The organism is Streptomyces sp. NPDC058295, assembly GCF_042880655.1.
GTDB lineage: Bacteria > Actinomycetota > Actinomycetes > Streptomycetales > Streptomycetaceae > Streptomyces > Streptomyces coriariae.
The window spans coordinates 44,229-61,056 of record NZ_JBHVYO010000032.1 but is presented as its reverse complement, the minus strand read 5'-3'; the positions used below and the strand labels follow the sequence as shown (position 1 = coordinate 61,056).

18 protein-coding genes are annotated in these 16,828 nt (G+C 72.7%); 7 read left to right on the top strand and 11 right to left on the bottom strand.

The features are described from left to right. Positions 1-40: 40 nt before the first annotated feature. Both ACFVYS_RS29585 and ACFVYS_RS29580 read left to right on the top strand, forming a co-directional pair. Positions 41-1,324: a thymidine phosphorylase gene (locus ACFVYS_RS29585; protein WP_389506984.1), complete on the top strand. Its 1,284-nt coding sequence runs from the start codon at positions 41-43 to the stop codon at positions 1,322-1,324. Between the two features lie 47 nt (positions 1,325-1,371). Next, positions 1,372-1,758 carry an STAS domain-containing protein gene (locus tag ACFVYS_RS29580; RefSeq protein ID WP_389506918.1) on the top strand — a complete coding sequence of 129 codons (387 nt, stop codon included), beginning with the start codon at positions 1,372-1,374 and terminating at the stop codon, positions 1,756-1,758. Here the strand turns inward: ACFVYS_RS29580 and ACFVYS_RS29575 are convergent. From ACFVYS_RS29575 to ACFVYS_RS29565, 3 genes are all read right to left on the bottom strand, one after another. Beyond that, the gene (locus ACFVYS_RS29575) at positions 1,642-2,658 is read right to left on the bottom strand and encodes a sigma-70 family RNA polymerase sigma factor (RefSeq protein WP_389506916.1); all 1,017 of its coding nucleotides are present in this window, start codon (positions 2,656-2,658) and stop codon (positions 1,642-1,644) included. The two genes, ACFVYS_RS29580 and ACFVYS_RS29575, sit on opposite strands and share 117 nt — an antisense overlap. Before the next feature lie 161 nt (positions 2,659-2,819). Then, a complete protein-coding gene (gene dnaN, locus ACFVYS_RS29570) occupies positions 2,820-3,935 on the bottom strand; it encodes a DNA polymerase III subunit beta (protein ID WP_389506914.1) in 1,116 nt (371 codons plus the stop codon). 102 nt (positions 3,936-4,037) lie between these two features. Then, entirely contained in the window at positions 4,038-5,324 is a 1,287-nt protein-coding gene (locus ACFVYS_RS29565) for an MFS transporter (protein WP_389506912.1), read from the bottom strand. A 63-nt stretch (positions 5,325-5,387) separates the two neighbouring features. Here ACFVYS_RS29565 and ACFVYS_RS29560 point away from each other — a divergent pair, with 63 nt between their 5' ends. Further along, entirely contained in the window at positions 5,388-6,359 is a 972-nt protein-coding gene (locus ACFVYS_RS29560) for a LysR family transcriptional regulator (RefSeq protein WP_389506910.1), read from the top strand. A gap of 10 nt (positions 6,360-6,369) precedes the next feature. Here ACFVYS_RS29560 and ACFVYS_RS29555 read toward each other — a convergent pair whose 3' ends face one another. Next, complete coding sequence (locus ACFVYS_RS29555; protein WP_389506908.1) at positions 6,370-7,143, bottom strand: prolyl oligopeptidase family serine peptidase; 774 nt, start codon at positions 7,141-7,143, stop codon at positions 6,370-6,372. A gap of 113 nt (positions 7,144-7,256) precedes the next feature. Between ACFVYS_RS29555 and ACFVYS_RS29550 the strand changes: the two genes are divergently transcribed. Both ACFVYS_RS29550 and ACFVYS_RS29545 read left to right on the top strand, forming a co-directional pair. After that, a complete protein-coding gene (locus ACFVYS_RS29550; RefSeq protein ID WP_389506906.1) occupies positions 7,257-8,453 on the top strand; it encodes an adenosine deaminase in 1,197 nt (398 codons plus the stop codon). Between the two features lie 138 nt (positions 8,454-8,591). Then, on the top strand, positions 8,592-8,945 hold the full coding sequence (locus ACFVYS_RS29545; protein WP_389506904.1) for an ATP-binding protein: 354 nt from the start codon (positions 8,592-8,594) through the stop codon (positions 8,943-8,945). An 86-nt stretch (positions 8,946-9,031) separates the two neighbouring features. Here the strand turns inward: ACFVYS_RS29545 and ACFVYS_RS29540 are convergent, their stop codons facing one another. From ACFVYS_RS29540 to ACFVYS_RS29515, 6 genes are all read right to left on the bottom strand, one after another. Further along, the gene (locus ACFVYS_RS29540; RefSeq protein WP_020131001.1) at positions 9,032-9,235 is read right to left on the bottom strand and encodes a PspC domain-containing protein; all 204 of its coding nucleotides are present in this window, start codon (positions 9,233-9,235) and stop codon (positions 9,032-9,034) included. A gap of 130 nt (positions 9,236-9,365) precedes the next feature. Next, entirely contained in the window at positions 9,366-9,917 is a 552-nt protein-coding gene (locus ACFVYS_RS29535; RefSeq protein ID WP_389506902.1) for a VanZ family protein, read from the bottom strand. A gap of 175 nt (positions 9,918-10,092) precedes the next feature. Continuing rightward, a complete protein-coding gene (locus ACFVYS_RS29530; protein ID WP_389506982.1) occupies positions 10,093-10,710 on the bottom strand; it encodes a hypothetical protein in 618 nt (205 codons plus the stop codon). A 5-nt stretch (positions 10,711-10,715) separates the two neighbouring features. After that, positions 10,716-12,341, bottom strand: coding sequence for an ATP-binding protein (locus ACFVYS_RS29525; protein ID WP_389506901.1), 1,626 nt, complete (start codon positions 12,339-12,341; stop codon positions 10,716-10,718). Next, positions 12,338-13,015, bottom strand: a complete 678-nt coding sequence (afsQ1, locus tag ACFVYS_RS29520) for a two-component system response regulator AfsQ1 (RefSeq protein ID WP_028807033.1) — start codon at positions 13,013-13,015, stop codon at positions 12,338-12,340. Before afsQ1 ends, ACFVYS_RS29525 begins: the two co-directional genes overlap by 4 nt. Before the next feature lie 4 nt (positions 13,016-13,019). Then, entirely contained in the window at positions 13,020-14,162 is a 1,143-nt protein-coding gene (locus ACFVYS_RS29515) for a methyltransferase (RefSeq protein WP_389506899.1), read from the bottom strand. Between the two features lie 440 nt (positions 14,163-14,602). Here ACFVYS_RS29515 and ACFVYS_RS29510 point away from each other — a divergent pair, with 440 nt between their 5' ends. After that, positions 14,603-15,346 carry a SigE family RNA polymerase sigma factor gene (locus ACFVYS_RS29510; protein WP_389506898.1) on the top strand — a complete coding sequence of 248 codons (744 nt, stop codon included), beginning with the start codon at positions 14,603-14,605 and terminating at the stop codon, positions 15,344-15,346. A gap of 239 nt (positions 15,347-15,585) precedes the next feature. On the opposite strand, the gene ACFVYS_RS29505 is transcribed toward ACFVYS_RS29510, so the two are convergent. Continuing rightward, the gene (locus tag ACFVYS_RS29505) at positions 15,586-16,293 is read right to left on the bottom strand and encodes a uridine kinase (protein WP_389506896.1); all 708 of its coding nucleotides are present in this window, start codon (positions 16,291-16,293) and stop codon (positions 15,586-15,588) included. Between the two features lie 56 nt (positions 16,294-16,349). Between ACFVYS_RS29505 and ACFVYS_RS29500 the strand changes: the two genes are divergently transcribed. After that, on the top strand, positions 16,350-16,757 hold the full coding sequence (locus ACFVYS_RS29500; RefSeq protein ID WP_389506894.1) for a hypothetical protein: 408 nt from the start codon (positions 16,350-16,352) through the stop codon (positions 16,755-16,757). Positions 16,758-16,828: the final 71 nt, after the last annotated feature.

Sequence of the window (16,828 nt, the reverse complement as noted above, 5' to 3'; positions counted from 1 at the left end):
CGCACCGCGGTGCACCATCGGAAGGAAAGCCATGACGCAGTTGTCGATGGATGCCGTCTCCGTCATCCGCACCAAGCGGGACCGCGGTGAGCTCAGCGACGCGCAGATCGACTGGGTCATCGACGCGTACACCGGCGGTGAGGTCGCCGACTACCAGATGGCCGCCCTCAACATGGCCATCCTGCTCAACGGCATGAACCGTCGCGAGATCGCCCGCTGGACGGCCGCGATGATCGCTTCCGGTGAGCGCATGGACTTCTCTGCGCTGTCCCGCCCGACGGCCGACAAGCACTCCACGGGCGGCGTCGGCGACAAGATCACGCTCCCGCTGGCCCCGCTGGTGGCGGCCTGCGGCGCGGCGGTCCCGCAGCTCTCCGGCCGGGGTCTCGGCCACACCGGCGGCACCCTGGACAAGCTGGAGTCGATCCCGGGCTGGCGCGCGCTGCTGTCGAACGAGGAGATGCTGCACGTCCTGGACACGACCGGCGCGGTGATCTGCGCGGCGGGCGACGGCCTGGCTCCGGCCGACAAGAAGCTGTACGCGCTGCGGGACGTCACGGGCACCGTGGAGGCGATCCCGCTGATCGCCTCGTCGATCATGTCGAAGAAGATCGCGGAGGGCACCGGCTCCCTGGTCCTCGACGTGAAGGTCGGCACCGGCGCCTTCATGAAGACCATCGAGGACGCGCGTGAGCTGGCCTCGACGATGGTCGGCCTGGGCACCGACCACGGCGTGAGGACGGTCGCCCTGCTGACGGACATGTCCACCCCCCTCGGTCTCACGGCCGGCAACGCCCTCGAGGTCCGCGAGTCGGTCGAGGTGCTGGCCGGCGGCGGCCCGGCGGACGTGGTCGAACTGACGATCGCGCTCGCCCGCGAGATGCTCGACGCGGCCGGCGTGAAGGACGCGGACCCGGCGAAGGCGCTGGCCGACGGCTCGGCGATGGACGTCTGGCGTCGCATGATCGCGGCCCAGGGCGGCGACCCGGACGCCCCGCTGCCCACGGCGAAGGAACAGCACGTGGTGACGGCGGGCGCCTCGGGCGTCCTGACCCGCCTCGACGCCTACGACATCGGCATCGCCGCCTGGCGCCTCGGCGCGGGCCGTGCCCGCAAGGAGGACCCGGTGCAGGCGGGCGCGGGCGTCGAACTCCACGCCAAGCCCGGCGACACGGTCACGGCGGGCCAGCCCCTGCTGACCCTGCACACGGACACCCCGGAGCGCTTCGCGTACGCACTCGAGGCGGTGACGGGCTCGTACGACATCGGCGCGGCCGGCACCGCGTTCACCGCGTCCCCCGTGGTGCTGGAGCGCATCGCCTGAACGGATCGCCCGACGCAGGGTCGCCCTACGGCGGGTCGCCCGCTCCGATGAGTTGGGCGCCCCGCGCCGGTCTACCGATCGTGGAATCGACGACACCGCCCGTGTTCACCCTGACAGGCCCCGTCACCCGCCCCCGGGTGACCGGGCTCGTCGACGACGTGCGGGCGCTGATGGAGGCCACCGGCGCCGCCGTCGTCGTCTGTGACGTCGCCGGGATCGGGCCGCCGGGGCTCACCGCCGTCGACCTGCTGGCGCGGCTCCAGCTGGCCGCCCGGCGGGCCGGGGGACACCTACGGCTGCGGGCCCCCGATCCGGCCCTACGCGCCCTGCTCGACCTCGTCGGTCTCCGCTTCGAGGTGGAGGGGGAGGTCGAACAGGGGGAACCAGCGCTGGGTGTCGAGGTAGAAGTGGAACCCGGTGAGGCGGCCGTCTGAGATCTCCAGGACCTGGATCGCCCACGGGGTGAATCCGCCCTTGTCGGGGTCCGGCTTGTACTGGGCGAAGCCCGGCAGGCCGTTGACCTGGACCGGCAGCAGCCGCGAGCCCTCGCACGCGGAGCCGAGCGTGGTCATGAAGCCGGTGATGTCGTCGTGGCCGGTCAGCCACAGGTCGAACGGCGGCATCGTCATGATGGCGTCCTCGTGGAGGAGGGCCGTCAGCGCCGTCATGTCATAGCCCTCGAAGGCCGCCACATAGCGGTCGAGCAGTTTCTGCTGCTCCTCGTCCAACGGGTCGGACACCGCCGCGTCCGCGCCGGCGGTCTCCCGCTCGGACAGGGTCGCCCGCGCCCGCTGGAGCGCGCTGTTGACCGAGGCGACCGAGGTGTCGAGCAGCTCGGCGACCTCGCTCGCCTTCCACGCCAGCACCTCCCGCAGGATCAGCACCGCCCGCTGTTTCGGCGGCAGCTGCTGCAGCGCGGCCATGAACGCGAGGCGCACCGACTCCTTGGCGACCGCCGCCTCGGCCGGGTCCTCCACCGTCGGCAGCACACGGGCGTCCGGCATCGGCTCCAGCCAGGTGTTGTCGGGGCGGGGCGAGAGCGCCGCCCGGGCGAGCGGGGTGGACTCGGAGAGGTCCATCGGCCGGGCCCGCTTGTTGCCGGCCGTCAGCATGTCCAGGCAGACGTTCGTCGCGATCCGGTACAGCCACGAGCGCAGACTGGAGCGGCCCTCGAACTTCGCGTAGCTCCGCCAGGCCCGGACCAGGGTGTCCTGCACCGCGTCCTCGGCCTCGAAGGAGGAGCCGAGCATGCGGTAGCAGTAGCCCGTCAGCTCCGTCCGGTGCTTCTCCAGTGCGACGTCGATGTCGGTCGTCGTCGCCGTGCTGTTGCCCATCGTCCACCCACCCCTGTGGCCGTTCTGTCACGCGTCTTCGCGCCCAGCACTTCGGAAGCTACCGCAGCCCACTGACAATGGCCCGCCGAGTCGGCAAAGGCCCAGGCAGAAGGCGTGTGGACGGCACATGGAAGGACGCCGAAGGCACGTCGAAGGCGCTCTCAGACCAGCTGCTTCACGGACATCAGCAGGTGCCGATGGGCCTCGGGAGCGTCCGCCGCGCCGAGCAGCGCCCGCTGGCCCGTCCCCAGCAGCTCCACCCGCAGCCTCGGCGCCTCGAAGGAGGTCAGCGCGTCCAGCAGGTAGACCGGGTTGAAGGCCACGGTCACCTCCTCGGCGCCGGTCAGAGCGGCGGGCAGCCGCTGCGTGGCCACGTCGTCGCCGTACCCGGCGCGCAGCAGGACGGACCCGGCCGAGAAGTCCAGCCGTACCGGGCTGTTCGCCTCCGCCACCACCGCCACTCTCCGCACGGCCTCCGTCAGCGCCCCGCCGTCCACCTCGGTGACCGCGGCCCCCGCCATGTCGAACAGCTTCCCGTAGGCGGGCAGCCGTCCGTCCAGCCGCCGGACCACCGTCCGCGTCCGCCCGCCCTCGAACCCGACCGGGCCGGCCCCCGAGGCCCCGTCGAGCCCGACCCGGACGGTCCCGCGCCGGGCCAGCGACCGGGTCACGTCCAGCAGCCGCCGGGCCGGCACGAGCGCCTCCGCCACCCCTTCGGCGGCCGCCTGCGGCTTCCACTCCAGCCGCCGTACCGCGTACCGGTAGCGGTCCGACGCCGACAGGGTCATCTCGTCGCCGTCCAGGTGCAGTTGGACACCCGTCAGGACCGGGAGCGTGTCGTCGCGGCCCGCCGCCACCGCGACCTGGGCGACGGCGGTCGCGAACGCGGCCGCGTCCACGGTGCCGTACGCCCGCGGCGGCTCGGGCGGGGTGGGGTACTCCTCGTGCGGGAGGGTCGACAGGCCGAAGCGGGTGCCGCCCGCCTCGACGGTGAACCGGGTGCCGGCCAGGGCGCAGCTCACCGGCCCGTCCGGCAGCAGCTTGCAGATGTCGAGGAGCCGGCGGCCGAGCACGAGCACCCGGCCCGCCGCACCCACCTCGGCGTCGGTCTCGATCCGGGCCGCCGTCTCGAAGTCGAACCCCGACACGGTCAGCCGGCCCCCCGCCGCGTCCAGCAGCAGCCCGCCCAGCACGGGTACCGGCGTACGGGCGGGCAGCGCGCGGGCCGCCCAGGCCACCGCCTCGGCGAGGTCACCGCGGTCGATCCGGAACTCCATCGAAAAACCCCCCGCTCGTACCGGTCGTCGCGCGGAGGCTATGCGCCACCACTGACAACCGGCCCCGAGCAGGGGGAGGACCGCGGGACGGCCGCGGGACGTTCAGTGAGCGGCGACCAGCGTCTCCCGGCGGGCCGCCCGGGTCCCGAACACCGTGATCGTCACGACGCCGAGCACCGCCAGGACGCCCACGCAGACCGTGCCGGCCCAGCCGCCCGAGTGGAAGGCCAGCGCGCCCACCGTGGAGCCGGCGCTGGAGCCGATGTAGTACGCGGACTGGTAGAGGGCAGAGGCCTGGGCGCGGCCGGTCGTCGCCGTCTTGCTGACCGCCGAGGAGGCCACCGCGTGCCCCGCGAAGAAGCCCGCCGTGATCAGGACCAGGCCGAGCAGGACCAGGCCCAGCGAGTCCGCCAGCGACAGCAACAGTCCGGTGGCCGTGGTGCCGCCCGCCAGGTACAGCGCGCCGCGCCGGCCGAGGCGGCCGACCAGCCGGCCCGCCGTCGACGCCGACACCGTGCCCACCAGGTACACCAGGAAGATCGAGCCGACGATGCCCTGGGGGAGGGAGAACGGCGCCTCCGTCAGCCGGTAACCGATCACCGTGTACACGCCGCCGAAGACGGTCATGAACAGCGCGCCGATCGCGTACAGGCGGCACAGCAGCGGGTTGGCGAGGTGCTCGCGGACCGTGCCGATCAGGACGTGCGGCGCCAGTGAACCCGCCTTGAAGTGCCGGGGCGCCGGCAGCAGCAGGCGGAAGGCGATCGCGCAGGCCACCGCGAGGGCGCCGATCACCCCGACGGCCACCCGCCAGCCCCACTCCTGCGCGACCCAGCCGGTGATGACCCGGCCGCTCATCCCGCCGACGCTGTTGCCCGCCACGAACAGGCCGATCGCCGTGACGAGCGCCTTCGGCCGGACCTCCTCGGCGAGATACGCGGTCGCCGACGCCGGGAGGCCGGCCAGCGCCGCACCCTGCACCGCCCGCAGCACGACCAGCGTGCCCAGCGAGGGCGCGAACGGGACCAGCATGCCCACGCCGACCGCGACGCCCAGCGAGGCCGTCATGACCGTACGGCGGCCGTAGCGCTCCGACAGGGCGCTCATCGGGAGCACGAACAGCGCCAGTCCGCCGGTCGCCGCCGCCACCGTCCAGCTCGCCTGACTCGCCGCCACCCCGAAGTCACCGGAGATCAGCGGCAGGAGCGCCTGCGTGGAGTACAGCAGGGCGAAGGTGGCCACACCGGCGAGGAAGAGCGCGAAGCTCATCCGGCGGTAGCCGGGGCCGCCGGGGGCCAGACGGGAGTCGGCGGGCGGGGGAGTGGAGGAGACGGAAGCGGAGGACGCGGCGCCCACGATCGTGGACGCCCCGGTACTGGCGGGAGACATGCTTCGAAGTTACGTACGCCCCTGCTCATCCGTCCAATGCATGGAATCGTCATAATCGTTCCCATGGTGCATCAGCAGAGGTCAGAGGCTCGTCTGTCACCGTCCAGTGACACAGAAGACATGGTCGACATGGCAGCCATGTCGAGGACGCTGGCCCCCCGGCTCGCGTACTTCGCCGGCGTCGCCCGTACCGAGCACGTCACGCGCGCCGCGCAGGAGATGCAGGTCCCGCAGTCGACGCTCTCCCGGGCCATGGTCCGCCTCGAACAGGACCTGGGCGTCGACCTGTTCGCCCGGCACGGCCGCACGGTCTCCCTCACCCCCGCCGGGCGCACCTTCCTCGCCTCCGTCGAGCGGGCCCTCGACGAGATCGAGCGGGGCGCCGACGAGGTCCGGGCGGACGCCGACGCGGCCACCGGCAAGGTCGCCTTCGGCTTCCTGCACACCATGGGCGCGGAGACCGTCCCCGGGCTGATCCACGCCTTCCGCGCCGATCATCCGCGCGTCCGCTTCAGCCTGGTCCAGAACTACGGTGAGGCGATGCTCGAGCGGCTGCGGGCGGGGGAGCTGGACCTCTGTCTGACCTCCCCCGTCCCGGACGCCCCCGACCTGGTGGCCCGCCGCCTCGACGAGCAGAAGCTGCGCCTGGTCGTCCCCGCCGACCACCGGCTCGCCGCCCGCCGAAGGGTCCGCCTCGCCGAGGCCGCCGACGAGACCTTCGTGACCCTGGAACCGGGTTACGGCCTGCGCCGGATCACCGACGACCTCTGCAAGGAGGCCGGTTTCCGGCCCCGGATCGCCTTCGAGGGCGAGGAGGCGGAGACCCTGCGCGGACTGGTGGCGGCGGGGCTGGGGGTGGCGCTGCTGCCGCCGCCCGCCGTGGCCCGCCCGGGGGTGGTGGAGCTGACGGTCACGGCCCCGAGGGCCGCCCGCGAGATCGGCGTGGCCTGGCTGGACGGCCATCCGGACACCCCGCCCGTGGCGGCCTTCAAGAAGTTCCTGCTGTCGAGGAGAGGCAACCTGCTGCCGGACTGAGGGCCGTGCCTCACGGACGGCCCGGGCGCCGTAACGAGCTGCCGAACCCCACGGCCAACGGCATCCGCAGCCCCAGCGGCGGCGGGGCGGCGAGCGCGTCCTCCACCGGCCGGGAGAGCGCCCGGCCGAACAGCGCGCCCATGACGAAGTCCTCGGCCAGCGCGAGGACTTCACCGCGGTACTGGTGCAGCCCGTGGCCGTCGGAGTGCACCTCGAACCGGCACACGTCCCGGTTCGCCTTCTTCGCCCGTGCCGCGAGCCGGAAGGACAGCTCGGGGTCGCAGCGCTCGTCGTTCGTGCCGTGCACGATCAGTACCCGCCGCCCGGCCAGCTGCTTCACCGGTTCGGGTGGAGCGGCCATGTCCTCCTCCGGCAGCCAGGGAGCGATCGCCAGCACGGAGTTGACGGCCTCGTGACCGCCCGTCCGCAGCGCGGCCCGCGCGCCCATGCCGACGCCGGTCAGGCACACGGGGACGTCTCCGTAGCGCCGTACGGCCTCGTCGGCCGCCCAGGCCGCGTCGGCGGCGAGATGCGCCTCGCTGCCGTTCCAGCCACGGTAGCGGTAGTGCACGGCGTGCACGGCGAGGCCCTCCTCGCGTCCCGCCCGGGCCAGCCTGCGCCCCAACCCCCGTACGGAGGCGGCCGCCCACACGGCGGACGGCCTCCGGCTGGACACCTCCTCGCCGCCCGGGAGCAGCAGCACCACCCCGCTCACCGCCGTCGGCGCGGGGCCGAGCGCCTTCCCCAGCCGGACCGTCCGAACCGGCGTCACATCCTGTGCCATGACAGAACAGTGTCAGAAGCGTCGTTGTACTCCACCTGTCCGGGCGGTCACCGTTACGTATCGGCGGAGTTGTACAGCGCGCCGTCTACGCGCGTAGGAGTTAGAGTGCGGAAATGACGAGCCAGAGCACCCAGGCGGGCATCACCCCGAGCTCGGACCAGATCCGGCGGGCACCCAAGGTTCTGCTGCACGACCATCTCGACGGCGGGCTGCGTCCCGGCACGATCGTCGACCTCGCCCGGGACTCCGTCCCCCACAGCCCTAAAGGCGTGGGAGGTGCCCCCATCGCCCAACTCCCGGAGACCGACCCCGACAAGCTCGGCATCTGGTTCCGGGAGGCCGCCGACTCCGGCTCGCTGGAACGGTACCTGGAGACCTTCTCGCACACCGTCGGCGTGATGCAGACCCGCGACGCGCTCGTCCGGGTCGCCCGCGAGTGCGCCGAGGACCTCGCCGAGGACGGTGTCGTCTACGCCGAGGTGCGCTACGCGCCCGAGCAGCACCTCGACGGCGGACTGAGCCTCGAAGAGGTCGTCGAGGCCGTCAACGAAGGCTTCCGGGAGGGCGAACGGACGGCCCGGCGCAACGGGCACCGCATCCGCGTCGGCGCCCTGCTCACCGCCATGCGGCACGCGGCCCGCTCCCTGGAGATCGCCGAACTCGCCAACCGCTACCGGGACCTCGGGGTCGTGGGTTTCGACATCGCGGGCGCCGAGGCGGGCTTCCCGCCCACCCGGCACCTCGACGCCTTCGAGTACCTGAAGCGCGAGAACAACCACTTCACCATCCACGCCGGCGAGGCCTTCGGGCTGCCGTCGATCTGGCAGGCCCTCCAGTGGTGCGGCGCCGACCGGCTCGGCCACGGGGTGCGCATCATCGACGACATCGAGATCGCCGCCGACGGCAGTGTGAAGCTCGGCCGGCTCGCCTCCTACGTCCGCGACAAGCGCATCCCGCTGGAGCTGTGCCCCAGCTCCAACCTCCAGACCGGAGCGGCCGCCTCCTACGCCGAGCACCCCATCGGCCTGCTGCGCCGGCTCCACTTCCGGGCCACCGTCAACACGGACAACCGTCTGATGTCCGGTACCAGCATGAGCCAGGAATTCGAGCACCTTGTCGACGCGTTCGGCTATACGCTCGACGATCTCCAGTGGTTCTCCGTCAATGCTATGAAGTCAGCATTCATTCCTTTCGATGAACGACTTGCCATGATCAGTGACGTGATCAAGCCTGGTTATTCCGAGCTGAAGTCCGAATGGCTGTTCCAGCAGACCGCCTCCACCAGCGGTTCTGCGGGTACGGAAGGCTGAGTAGCGGTTTTCCGGGGCACGGAATGCGGGCGGGTGTTCACCATCCGTCCGCATTTCGATGTTTGCCGCCGACCCCTCTCCGTGTTTACGGTCGAGAACCGCTCAGTTCCCCGTATCCCATTCGAGGACGCATTCATCATGAAGCAGTCTGCTGCCAAGACCCTCGGTGTCGCCGCTCTCGGTGCCGCCTTCGCCGCCGTCGGTGCGGGCGCCGCGAACGCCGCCCCCGCCGTTCCGGACGCCACGCAGGCCCTGGACGGTGTCACCAGGACGCTGCCGGCGGAGAACCTGACCTCGGCGCTGCCCGCGGCCGGTGAGGTGCTGACGCAGGCCCAGCCGGCGCTCGGTGCGGGTCTGACCGCCGTGCAGCCGGTCGCCGGGAAGCTGCTCGCCGAGGGGCCGACCGCGCCCGTCGCCGGTCTGCTCGGTGGTCTGCCGCTCAAGGGCCTGCCGACGCACGGCCTGCCGGTGAACGGCATCCCGCTGGGCTGAACGGCACCGCCCGTCACGCACGACACGCCGTCGGGGCGCACCCAGAATCACCGGGCGCGCCCCGACGGCGTTGCCGTGGACGGCCGTCACCAGGCCGTGCGCGCCGCCTTGTCCTCCGACGGCAGCAGGACCCACAGCGCTATGTAGAGCAGGAACTGCGGGCCGGGCAGCAGACAGGAGAGCACGAAGATCACGCGCATCGTGGTCGCGGAGGTGCCGAAGCGCCGGGCCAGCGCGGCGCACACTCCGCCGATCATGCGGCCGTTGGTGGGGCGAGCGAGGCTGGACATCTGCGGCTCCTTCGCGAGCGATGGGGGCCCCACCCGCTCGAGCGAAGTCGAGAGGGGGGGACGGAGGCGGCCCTTGCGGCCCCTCCATCTGACGTCCACGCTACGGTGACGAAGGGGACGAAGCGTCGCTCTACGGTGCGACCCCGACCCTGGGAATCCTCGGGGTAAGACCCTGAGCGGCCTCCTCCTGGCGGACCGCGGCCCGCCCCCGGCGCTCGTCCCTGCGGCGCAGCCACGCGCGCGCCTTCGGCACCACCGCGACATGCGCCAGCGCCACGCCCAGGGTGTTCAGCAGCATCGAGTCGACGTCCACGACCTGACCGGGCACCCCGGTCTGCAACAGCTCGATGCCCAGCGACAGCAGGGCGCCCGCCGTGACCGTACGGATCAGGGAGGCGAGCGGCGAGACCCGGAGCCTGCCGTGCACCAGCGGCAGCAGAAAGCCCAGCGGGGCCAGCAGCCCCAGCCCCTCGCCGATCCGCCGGGCCGCCTCGGGCCAGCCCAGTCTCAGGTCGGCCCGGATCCCGTCGAACGGATGGAGGTTGGCCGGCACCACCCAGGGGACGTTCAGCGGGCGCAGCGCGACCCAGGCGACGAACACGAGATGGGCGGCCAGGAGGAGAATCCCGGTCGCGCGGATGCGGATCGCGGCGCTGCCGCCGATGGAGCCTTGACGCTGCACGCCCCCCAAGACGCGACCCCCGGCACGATCGGTTCCGGCCCGACCCCCGACACCGGCACGAGTCACCCGCCCCGCCCGGCCGCCACGGCCTCCCGACAGACGGTGACCTGCGACGACCACGGCCGCCGGGCCCCACGTGAGGCGTCCGCCACACCGGCCGGGCAGGCGGTCCCGGTCAGCCGCTGTCGGTGACCGCCGAGGACGGGGGCTCCGTGCTGCCGGGGCGGGAGCGGACCTCGTCGGTGCACTCGTAGCGGCGCAGCGGGTCGGAGCCGGGGCCGCCCAGGACCACCTTGCCGTCGCCCTCGGCCGCCGCCGAGTCGGAGAACGTACAGACGAGCTGGGCGAGGGCGTACGAGGTCAGGTCGCCGGGCGGGGTGCTCAGCCGCAGCGCGTCGTCGGGATCCTTCGCACCGGGCCCGCCGACCTTCATGCCGCCGCGCACGTCCGTCGTGTACCCGGCCTCCTTCTCGCCCGCCGACGGCGACTCGGCGAGCTGGTCGAGCAGGCCCTGCGCCACCAGCACCCGCCGCTCGAAGTCCGCCGCGCCGTCCGGCACCCGCACGGACCGGTCGACGGTCACGAGCGACGAACCGCACAGCAAAAACACCTGCACCGGCACGCCCGCGCGGGCGGACTGTGACGTCACGTCCGGCTCGGTGAGCGAACAGCGCGCCCGGGAGGGCGCGGGCCCGAAGTCGGTCGGCACCTCGGTCGCCCGGATCCCGCAGCCGACGAGCAGACCGGCCAGCACGGGCACGGCGAGCAGCCGTCGTACCGTCGCACGGCGCATGGTCACTACGCGTCCCCCTTGTCCTGCACGGACTTCCCGGACTGCACGGGCATGGACGGGACGGACGGCGCCGGCCGCACGGCCCGCTCGTCCTCCTCGCCCCCCGGGTCCGCCGCCTCCAGAACGCCCCGGGGCAGCCGCAGCGTGAACACCGCACCGCCCTCCGGGGAGTTGGCGGCGGTGATCTCGCCGCCGTGGATGTGGGCGTTCTCCAGGGCGATGGACAGGCCGAGCCCGCTGCCCTCGGAGCGCGGCCGGGAGGCGCTCGCCTTGTAGAACCGGTCGAAGACGTGCGGCAGCACCTCCTCGGGGATACCGGGCCCGTGGTCGCGCACCGAGATGACGACCGCGTCGTCCGCCGCCGACACCGACACCCGCACCGGCGAACCGCCGTGCTTGAGCGCGTTGCCGATGAGGTTGGCCAGGATCACGTCCAGCCGGCGCGGGTCGAGCAGGGCGTGGATGCCGCGCTCGGCGTCCAGATCGACCGCGTCGAGCCAGGCGCGCGCGTCGATGCAGTGGGTGATCTGGTCGGCGACATCGACGTCGTCCAGGACCAGCCGCGCCGTACCGGCGTCGAAGCGGGTGACCTCCATCAGGTTCTCGACGAGGTTGTTCAGCCGCCGCGTCTCGCTGACGACCAGCCGCACCGCGGGCTCGATCATCGGGTCGATGCTGCCCGACTCGGCGTCCAGCTCCTCCTCCAGCACCTCCGCGACGGTGGTGATGGCGGTCAGCGGAGTCCGCAGCTCGTGCGACATGTCGGCGACGAACCGTCGCGAGGCGTTGTCCCGCGCCGCCATGTCGGCGACCCGCTTCTCCAGAGACTCCGCGGCCCGGTTGAACGTCCGTGACAGATCGGCGAGTTCGTCCGTCCCGGACACCCGCAGCCGGGTGTCGAACCGGCCCTCGCCGAGCCGCCGCGCCGCGACGCCCAGCCGGTGCACCGGCTTCAGCACGGTCGTCCCGGCGGCCTGCGCGAGCAGCGCGGCCCCGATCAGCGCGAGGCCGGTGGCGATCCCCAGCGACCAGGCCAGCGAGTTGAGGTCCTTGGCCTCCGGCTCCAGCGACTTGCGCATGTACCCGGTCGGCCCGCCCCCGTTCACCTGCGTCCCGGCCACCAGATACGGCGTCCCGTGGTCGACGACCCGCTGCCAGTACAGGTGGTACGGCGCCTTGTTGCCGCCCGTGACGTCCTGCCGCTTGTTCACCGCCGTACGCAGCGCCCCGGGCACGTCCTCCAGCGAGAACCCGTTGAGGCCGCCCGAGTTGCCGTAGACGGTCTTGCCGCTGGAGTCCTCGCCCACCAGCAGCACGCTGAAGCGCTGGCTGCTGTTGGCCATCTGCCCGGCGGTGTGCTGGAGCTCGTCCTGCGAGGGATGCTCGGGCAGCGAACCCGCCCGGTTCTCCATCTCCTGCTCGAAGTCGCGCAGCACCGCACCCTGGGTACGGGTCAGCACGGCCTCGCGGTTGAGCCAGTACGCGATGCCGGACGCGGACACCGCGGCGGTCAGCGCCACCGCCCCGAAGACGACGACGAGCCGCAGCCGCAGGCTGGTGAAACGCAGCCGCGAGAGTCTTCCCTTACGCGCCGCGGACCAGCCGCGGAGCCCCCCTTGCCGCTGTGTCACTGAGGGGCGTCCAGGCGATAGCCGACGCCGCGCACGGTACGGATCAGGACCGGGGACGACGGCACGTCCTCCACCTTGGCCCGCAGCCGCTGGACACAGGCGTCCACCAGCCGTGAGTCGCCCAGGTAGTCGTGCTCCCACACCAGCCGCAGCAGCTGCTGCCGGGACAGCGCCTGCCCCGGCCGCCGGCTCAGTTCGAGCAGCAGCCGCAGTTCGGTCGGCGTGAGCTGGAGATCCTCGCCGTTCTTCGTCACCGTCATCGCCGCGCGGTCGATGACGAGACTGCCGAACGTCGCCGAATCGCTCGACTCGCGCTCTCCGCGCCGCAGCACGGCCCGGATCCGGGCGTCCAGCACCCGGCCCTGGACAGGTTTGACGACGTAGTCGTCGGCGCCGGACTCCAGCCCGACGACCACGTCGATGTCGTCGCTGCGCGCGGTCAGCAAGATGATCGGCAGTTGGTCGGTGCGCCGGATGCGCCGGCACACCTCGAAACCGTCGATGCCGGGCAGCATCACGTCCAGCACGATGAGATCCGGCCGCTGCTCGCGCAGCAGTTTCAGACCGTCCTCACCGCTGGCAGCGGTGGCCACCCGGTGTCCCTGGCGCGTCAGTGAGAGCTCCAGGGCCGTACGGATGGCGTCGTCGTCCTCGATCAGCAACAGGGAAGGCACGGGCTCATTCTGGCCCATGAGGGGGCTGTCGTTCGACCTGTGGGTCGGTGGTGAGGCGCCAGAGGGAGATGGTTTCCGCGGCGCGGGCCGCGTACAGGGGGTCGGACACATCCCGCGAACGCCTGTGCCCAGGCCGTACACCGGTACGGCCCGCAACGCGCAGACCTGCGGTTTCGACGAGCCGGAGCAGCTCCTCGCGGGTGCGCAGACCGAGGTGTTCGGCCAGATCGGACAGGATCAGCCAGCCCTCCCCGCCCGGTCGCAGGTGCTGCCCGAGACCCGCCAGGAACCCGTCCAACATGGCGCTGTCCTCGTCGTACACCCCCAGTTCGAGGGCGGCGGTCGGCCTGCCGGGCAGCCACGGCGGATTGCAGACGACGAGATCGGCCCGCCCGGACGCGGCGCCCCCGCCCGGATACAGACCCGTGGTCACCGTGATCCGCCCGTGCAGCCCGAGCCTGCGGGCGTTGTCCCGGGCGCAGTCGACGGCGCGCGGGCCGACGTCCGTTCCCACCACCCGGCCGACGCCGCGCCGGGCCAGCACCGCGGCGAGGACCCCGGTGCCGGTGCCCAGGTCGAACGCGACGGCCGCGGCCGGGTCGCGCCGTACCGTCGCCGGCAGGGGGGCGTCCGCCACGAGGTCGACGTACTCGCTCCGGGTCGGTGCGAAGACGCCGTAGTGGGGATGGACGCGTGCGCCCAGCGCGGGCACCTCGACGCCCCGCACCCGCCACTGGTGGGCGCCGATCACCCCCAGCAGCTCCCGCAGCGGGACCAGCGACGGGCCGCCGGGCGGGCCGTAGGCGGCGTGACAGGCCGCGCGGACGTCGGGGGCCCGGCGCAGGGCCACCGTGTAGTCGTCGGCCAGCTCGACCAGCAGCCGGTCCAGCACACGGGCGCGGTGGGCGCGCGAGCGCCGGTGGAGCCGGAAGGCCTCCGCCGGGTCGGCGGCCGTGGGCCCGGCGCCGATCCGGCGGTCCATGGCCCGCAGCAGCTGGCGGGCGCCCTGGAAGTCACCCCGCCACACCAAAGACGTGCCCGCGCGGGCGAGCCGGTGGGCGGTGGCGGCGCGCATCCGGTCGTCGGCGACGGTGACGGGGCCGGCCGGGAGGGTGAGGCCGGTGGGGACGGGGTCGTGGGACTGCACGTGCGTGCTCCTCGGGTGGTCGTGAATGCCGGGTCACGAAGGGCACTTCGACGAAACGGGGAGCGAGAGCGGGGAGTCTGCAGGCGGAACCCGCGCCGGGCCCGGTGCGGGCGGGGCGCGAGGCCGGGAGGAAAGGGGCCGCTACCGCGTCCGCGTCGAAGCGCGGAGGCGGGAGTCGAACAGCACCATGCCGACAGTCACCCCGGCAGGGTCCCACGGTGACCTGCGCGGACCACGTCAACTGCCGTACCCCGGACGCCTGTGGACGGTCTGTGGAGTTGTCGTGACAGGCCCCTGTGACAGGTCTGTGACAGTCGGCGGACACGGCGATGAAGTGCCCCGGGCAATCTTTTGGACACGGACAAGGCGACGCGGAAACACAGCGGAGCCGGACCGGCGCAGGAGACCGAACACCGGAAGTCCACGACGGGGGGCGCGAGATGAACACGCTGCACGGTATGAGCACCAACGCAGTCGCAGTCGTCACGCGTCTGCACGACGTACACCGGGGTTCCGAGAAGTCCGGTGCCGTGAGCGGGCGGGGGTGCGCTCGCGGCACCGGGCGACAGCACACCACCTTCATGACGGTGGTCGACACGGGGGAACAGGCGGCTCACGGGGGAGCCGCGTACAGGGAGGACACGGGGGAGCGTCGCTCGCTGACCGAGGCGGAGTTCACCGCCTACGTCCAGGAGCGCCGCGCCTCCCTGTACGCAACCGCCTACCACCTCACCGGTGACCGCTTCGAGGCCGAGGACCTGCTCCAGAGCGCGCTGTTCTCGACGTACCGGGCGTGGGAGCGGATCAGTGACAAGGCCGCGGTCGGCGGATACCTCCGCCGGACGATGACCAACCTGCACATCAGCGCGTGGCGCCGCCGCAAGCTGAACGAGTACCCGACCGAGGAGCTGCCGGAGACGGCCGGCGACACGGACGCGATGCGCGGCACCGAGCTGCGCGCGGTCCTGTGGCAGGCGCTGGCCCGGCTCCCCGAACTCCAGCGGACGATGCTGGTCCTGCGCTACTACGAGGGCCGCACCGACCCGGAGATCGCGGAGATCCTCGACATCAGTGTCGGCACGGTGAAGTCCAGCATCTGGCGGTCGCTCCGTCGGCTGCGCGAGGACGAGGTCCTCAGCTTCGGCCGTGACGAGGAAGACGCCTTCGGGGAGCTTGTCGCCTGAGGGTGAACGGGGGAAGGCCCGGCTTCGCTCAGGGGAGCCGGTGAACGGGGGAAACACGGGGGAAGCGGTACCGGGGGGCCCGACGGGGGACGTCGGCGGAGCGGTACCGCGCAAGCACGGGGGAAACACGGGGGAAGCACCACCCGGGGGGACACGGGGGAGCACCGAGGAAGCGGGGCTGGAGGGCCGGGGGGTCCGTCCAGTCCCGCTTCTGCGTGTCCGGCCGCGCTGTGAGCGTCCTAGGCGGCCGTACGTGCCGTCGGGGCGCCGCGGCCCGCCGCCGCTGCCGCCAGGCGGCCCAGCGCCTCGTCGCGGTCGCAGGCGTGCGCCCCGAGCGTGGTCTGGCGGGCGACGATGGAGCGCTCGGCGCGCATCAGCCGCCAGCCGCGGCGCAGCAGGAAGGGCACCGACTTGCGGCCCTCCCTCAGATCGCGCAGGAAGCGGCGGCGGAAGGTCTTCACCGGTCCGCGGCTCAGGCACAGCGCGTCGGCCAGGACGCCCAGTTCGCGGCACCGGTTCACGATCTCGGCGGCGAAGATGCCCTCCGCGATGAACAGCGGGGTCCGCCCGATGTCGATCGCGTCCGCGCCGGTGCGCGCGCTGAGCGAGATGTCGTAGACGGGAACGTTCGTACGGCCCGTGCCGCACAGTTCCACGATCGAGGCGACGGCCGTGTCCGCGTCCCACGACGCGGGGTGGTCCCAGTCGATGTCGGAACTCCCGTCGACCAGCGGCAGCGTCGGGTCGTCGGCCTCCTTGTAGAAGTCGTCGAGCCGCAGCACCGGGAGGCCGGAGCGGGCCGCGAGGAGGGACTTGCCGGAGCCGGAAGGGCCGCAGAGCAGCACGACTCGCGTCGGTATGGGCGGAGGGGAGGTCACGGGACACCAGTGTGCGGCATCCCCCCGGCCGTCAACGACCCCGCGGGTCGGCTTTGATGCGCGCGTCACACCTCAACTACCCTTCGTGTCGACCTGATCACCTTGCGCATCAGAAGGCGGCATCGATGGCCCGACACGCTTCCCCCCAGACCTCCACCGGCCGGCGCGCCCTCGCCGCCCTCGCGACCGCCGGGGTGGCGCTGGGCGCCGGCGCCGGGACCGCCGCCGCGGCGACCGGCGAGCCCGCCGTCGACGTGGTGCGGACGAGGCCCACCTCGGTCGGTCAGCTCGACCCGCAGGCGGGCGTGCAGGGGGCGCTGGGCTCCCTGACTTACGTCACCGGGGCCGTCTCCGGCCTCAAGCCCAACCCCCTCGCGGGCACCGGCGTCGACCCGCTCGACAACGGCGTCGGCACCCAGCTCGCCGACTTCAAGCCGCTGACCTCCCAGATGCTCACCGGGCCGGTGGCGCAGGCGCAGTCCATCGGCTCGATCCCGGTGCTGGGCGAGGTGACGAAGGTGCTGGGCGGCTGACCGCCTCGTCTCACGGACGGAAGCCGCGTCGCCCCCGGACGGAGGGGCGGCGCGGCTTCCGCGTCTCGGGG

Bases quoted from the DNA above. Each gene is read 5' to 3' on its own strand.
- ACFVYS_RS29560 (WP_389506910.1), top strand. From the start codon at position 5,388: ATGGTGCATCAGCAGAGGTCAGAGGCTCGTCTGTCACCGTCCAGTGAC.
- ACFVYS_RS29540 (WP_020131001.1), bottom strand. From the start codon at position 9,235: ATGTCCAGCCTCGCTCGCCCCACCAACGGCCGCATGATCGGCGGAGTG.
- ACFVYS_RS29545 (WP_389506904.1), top strand. From the start codon at position 8,592: ATGAAGCAGTCTGCTGCCAAGACCCTCGGTGTCGCCGCTCTCGGTGCC.
- ACFVYS_RS29500 (WP_389506894.1), top strand. From the start codon at position 16,350: ATGGCCCGACACGCTTCCCCCCAGACCTCCACCGGCCGGCGCGCCCTC.
- ACFVYS_RS29550 (WP_389506906.1), top strand. From the start codon at position 7,257: ATGACGAGCCAGAGCACCCAGGCGGGCATCACCCCGAGCTCGGACCAG.
- ACFVYS_RS29565 (WP_389506912.1), bottom strand. From the start codon at position 5,324: ATGTCTCCCGCCAGTACCGGGGCGTCCACGATCGTGGGCGCCGCGTCC.
- ACFVYS_RS29575 (WP_389506916.1), bottom strand. From the start codon at position 2,658: ATGGGCAACAGCACGGCGACGACGACCGACATCGACGTCGCACTGGAG.
- ACFVYS_RS29580 (WP_389506918.1), top strand. From the start codon at position 1,372: ATGAGTTGGGCGCCCCGCGCCGGTCTACCGATCGTGGAATCGACGACA.
- ACFVYS_RS29510 (WP_389506898.1), top strand. From the start codon at position 14,603: ATGAACACGCTGCACGGTATGAGCACCAACGCAGTCGCAGTCGTCACG.
- ACFVYS_RS29555 (WP_389506908.1), bottom strand. From the start codon at position 7,143: ATGGCACAGGATGTGACGCCGGTTCGGACGGTCCGGCTGGGGAAGGCG.
- dnaN (WP_389506914.1), bottom strand. From the start codon at position 3,935: ATGGAGTTCCGGATCGACCGCGGTGACCTCGCCGAGGCGGTGGCCTGG.
- ACFVYS_RS29530 (WP_389506982.1), bottom strand. From the start codon at position 10,710: ATGCGCCGTGCGACGGTACGACGGCTGCTCGCCGTGCCCGTGCTGGCC.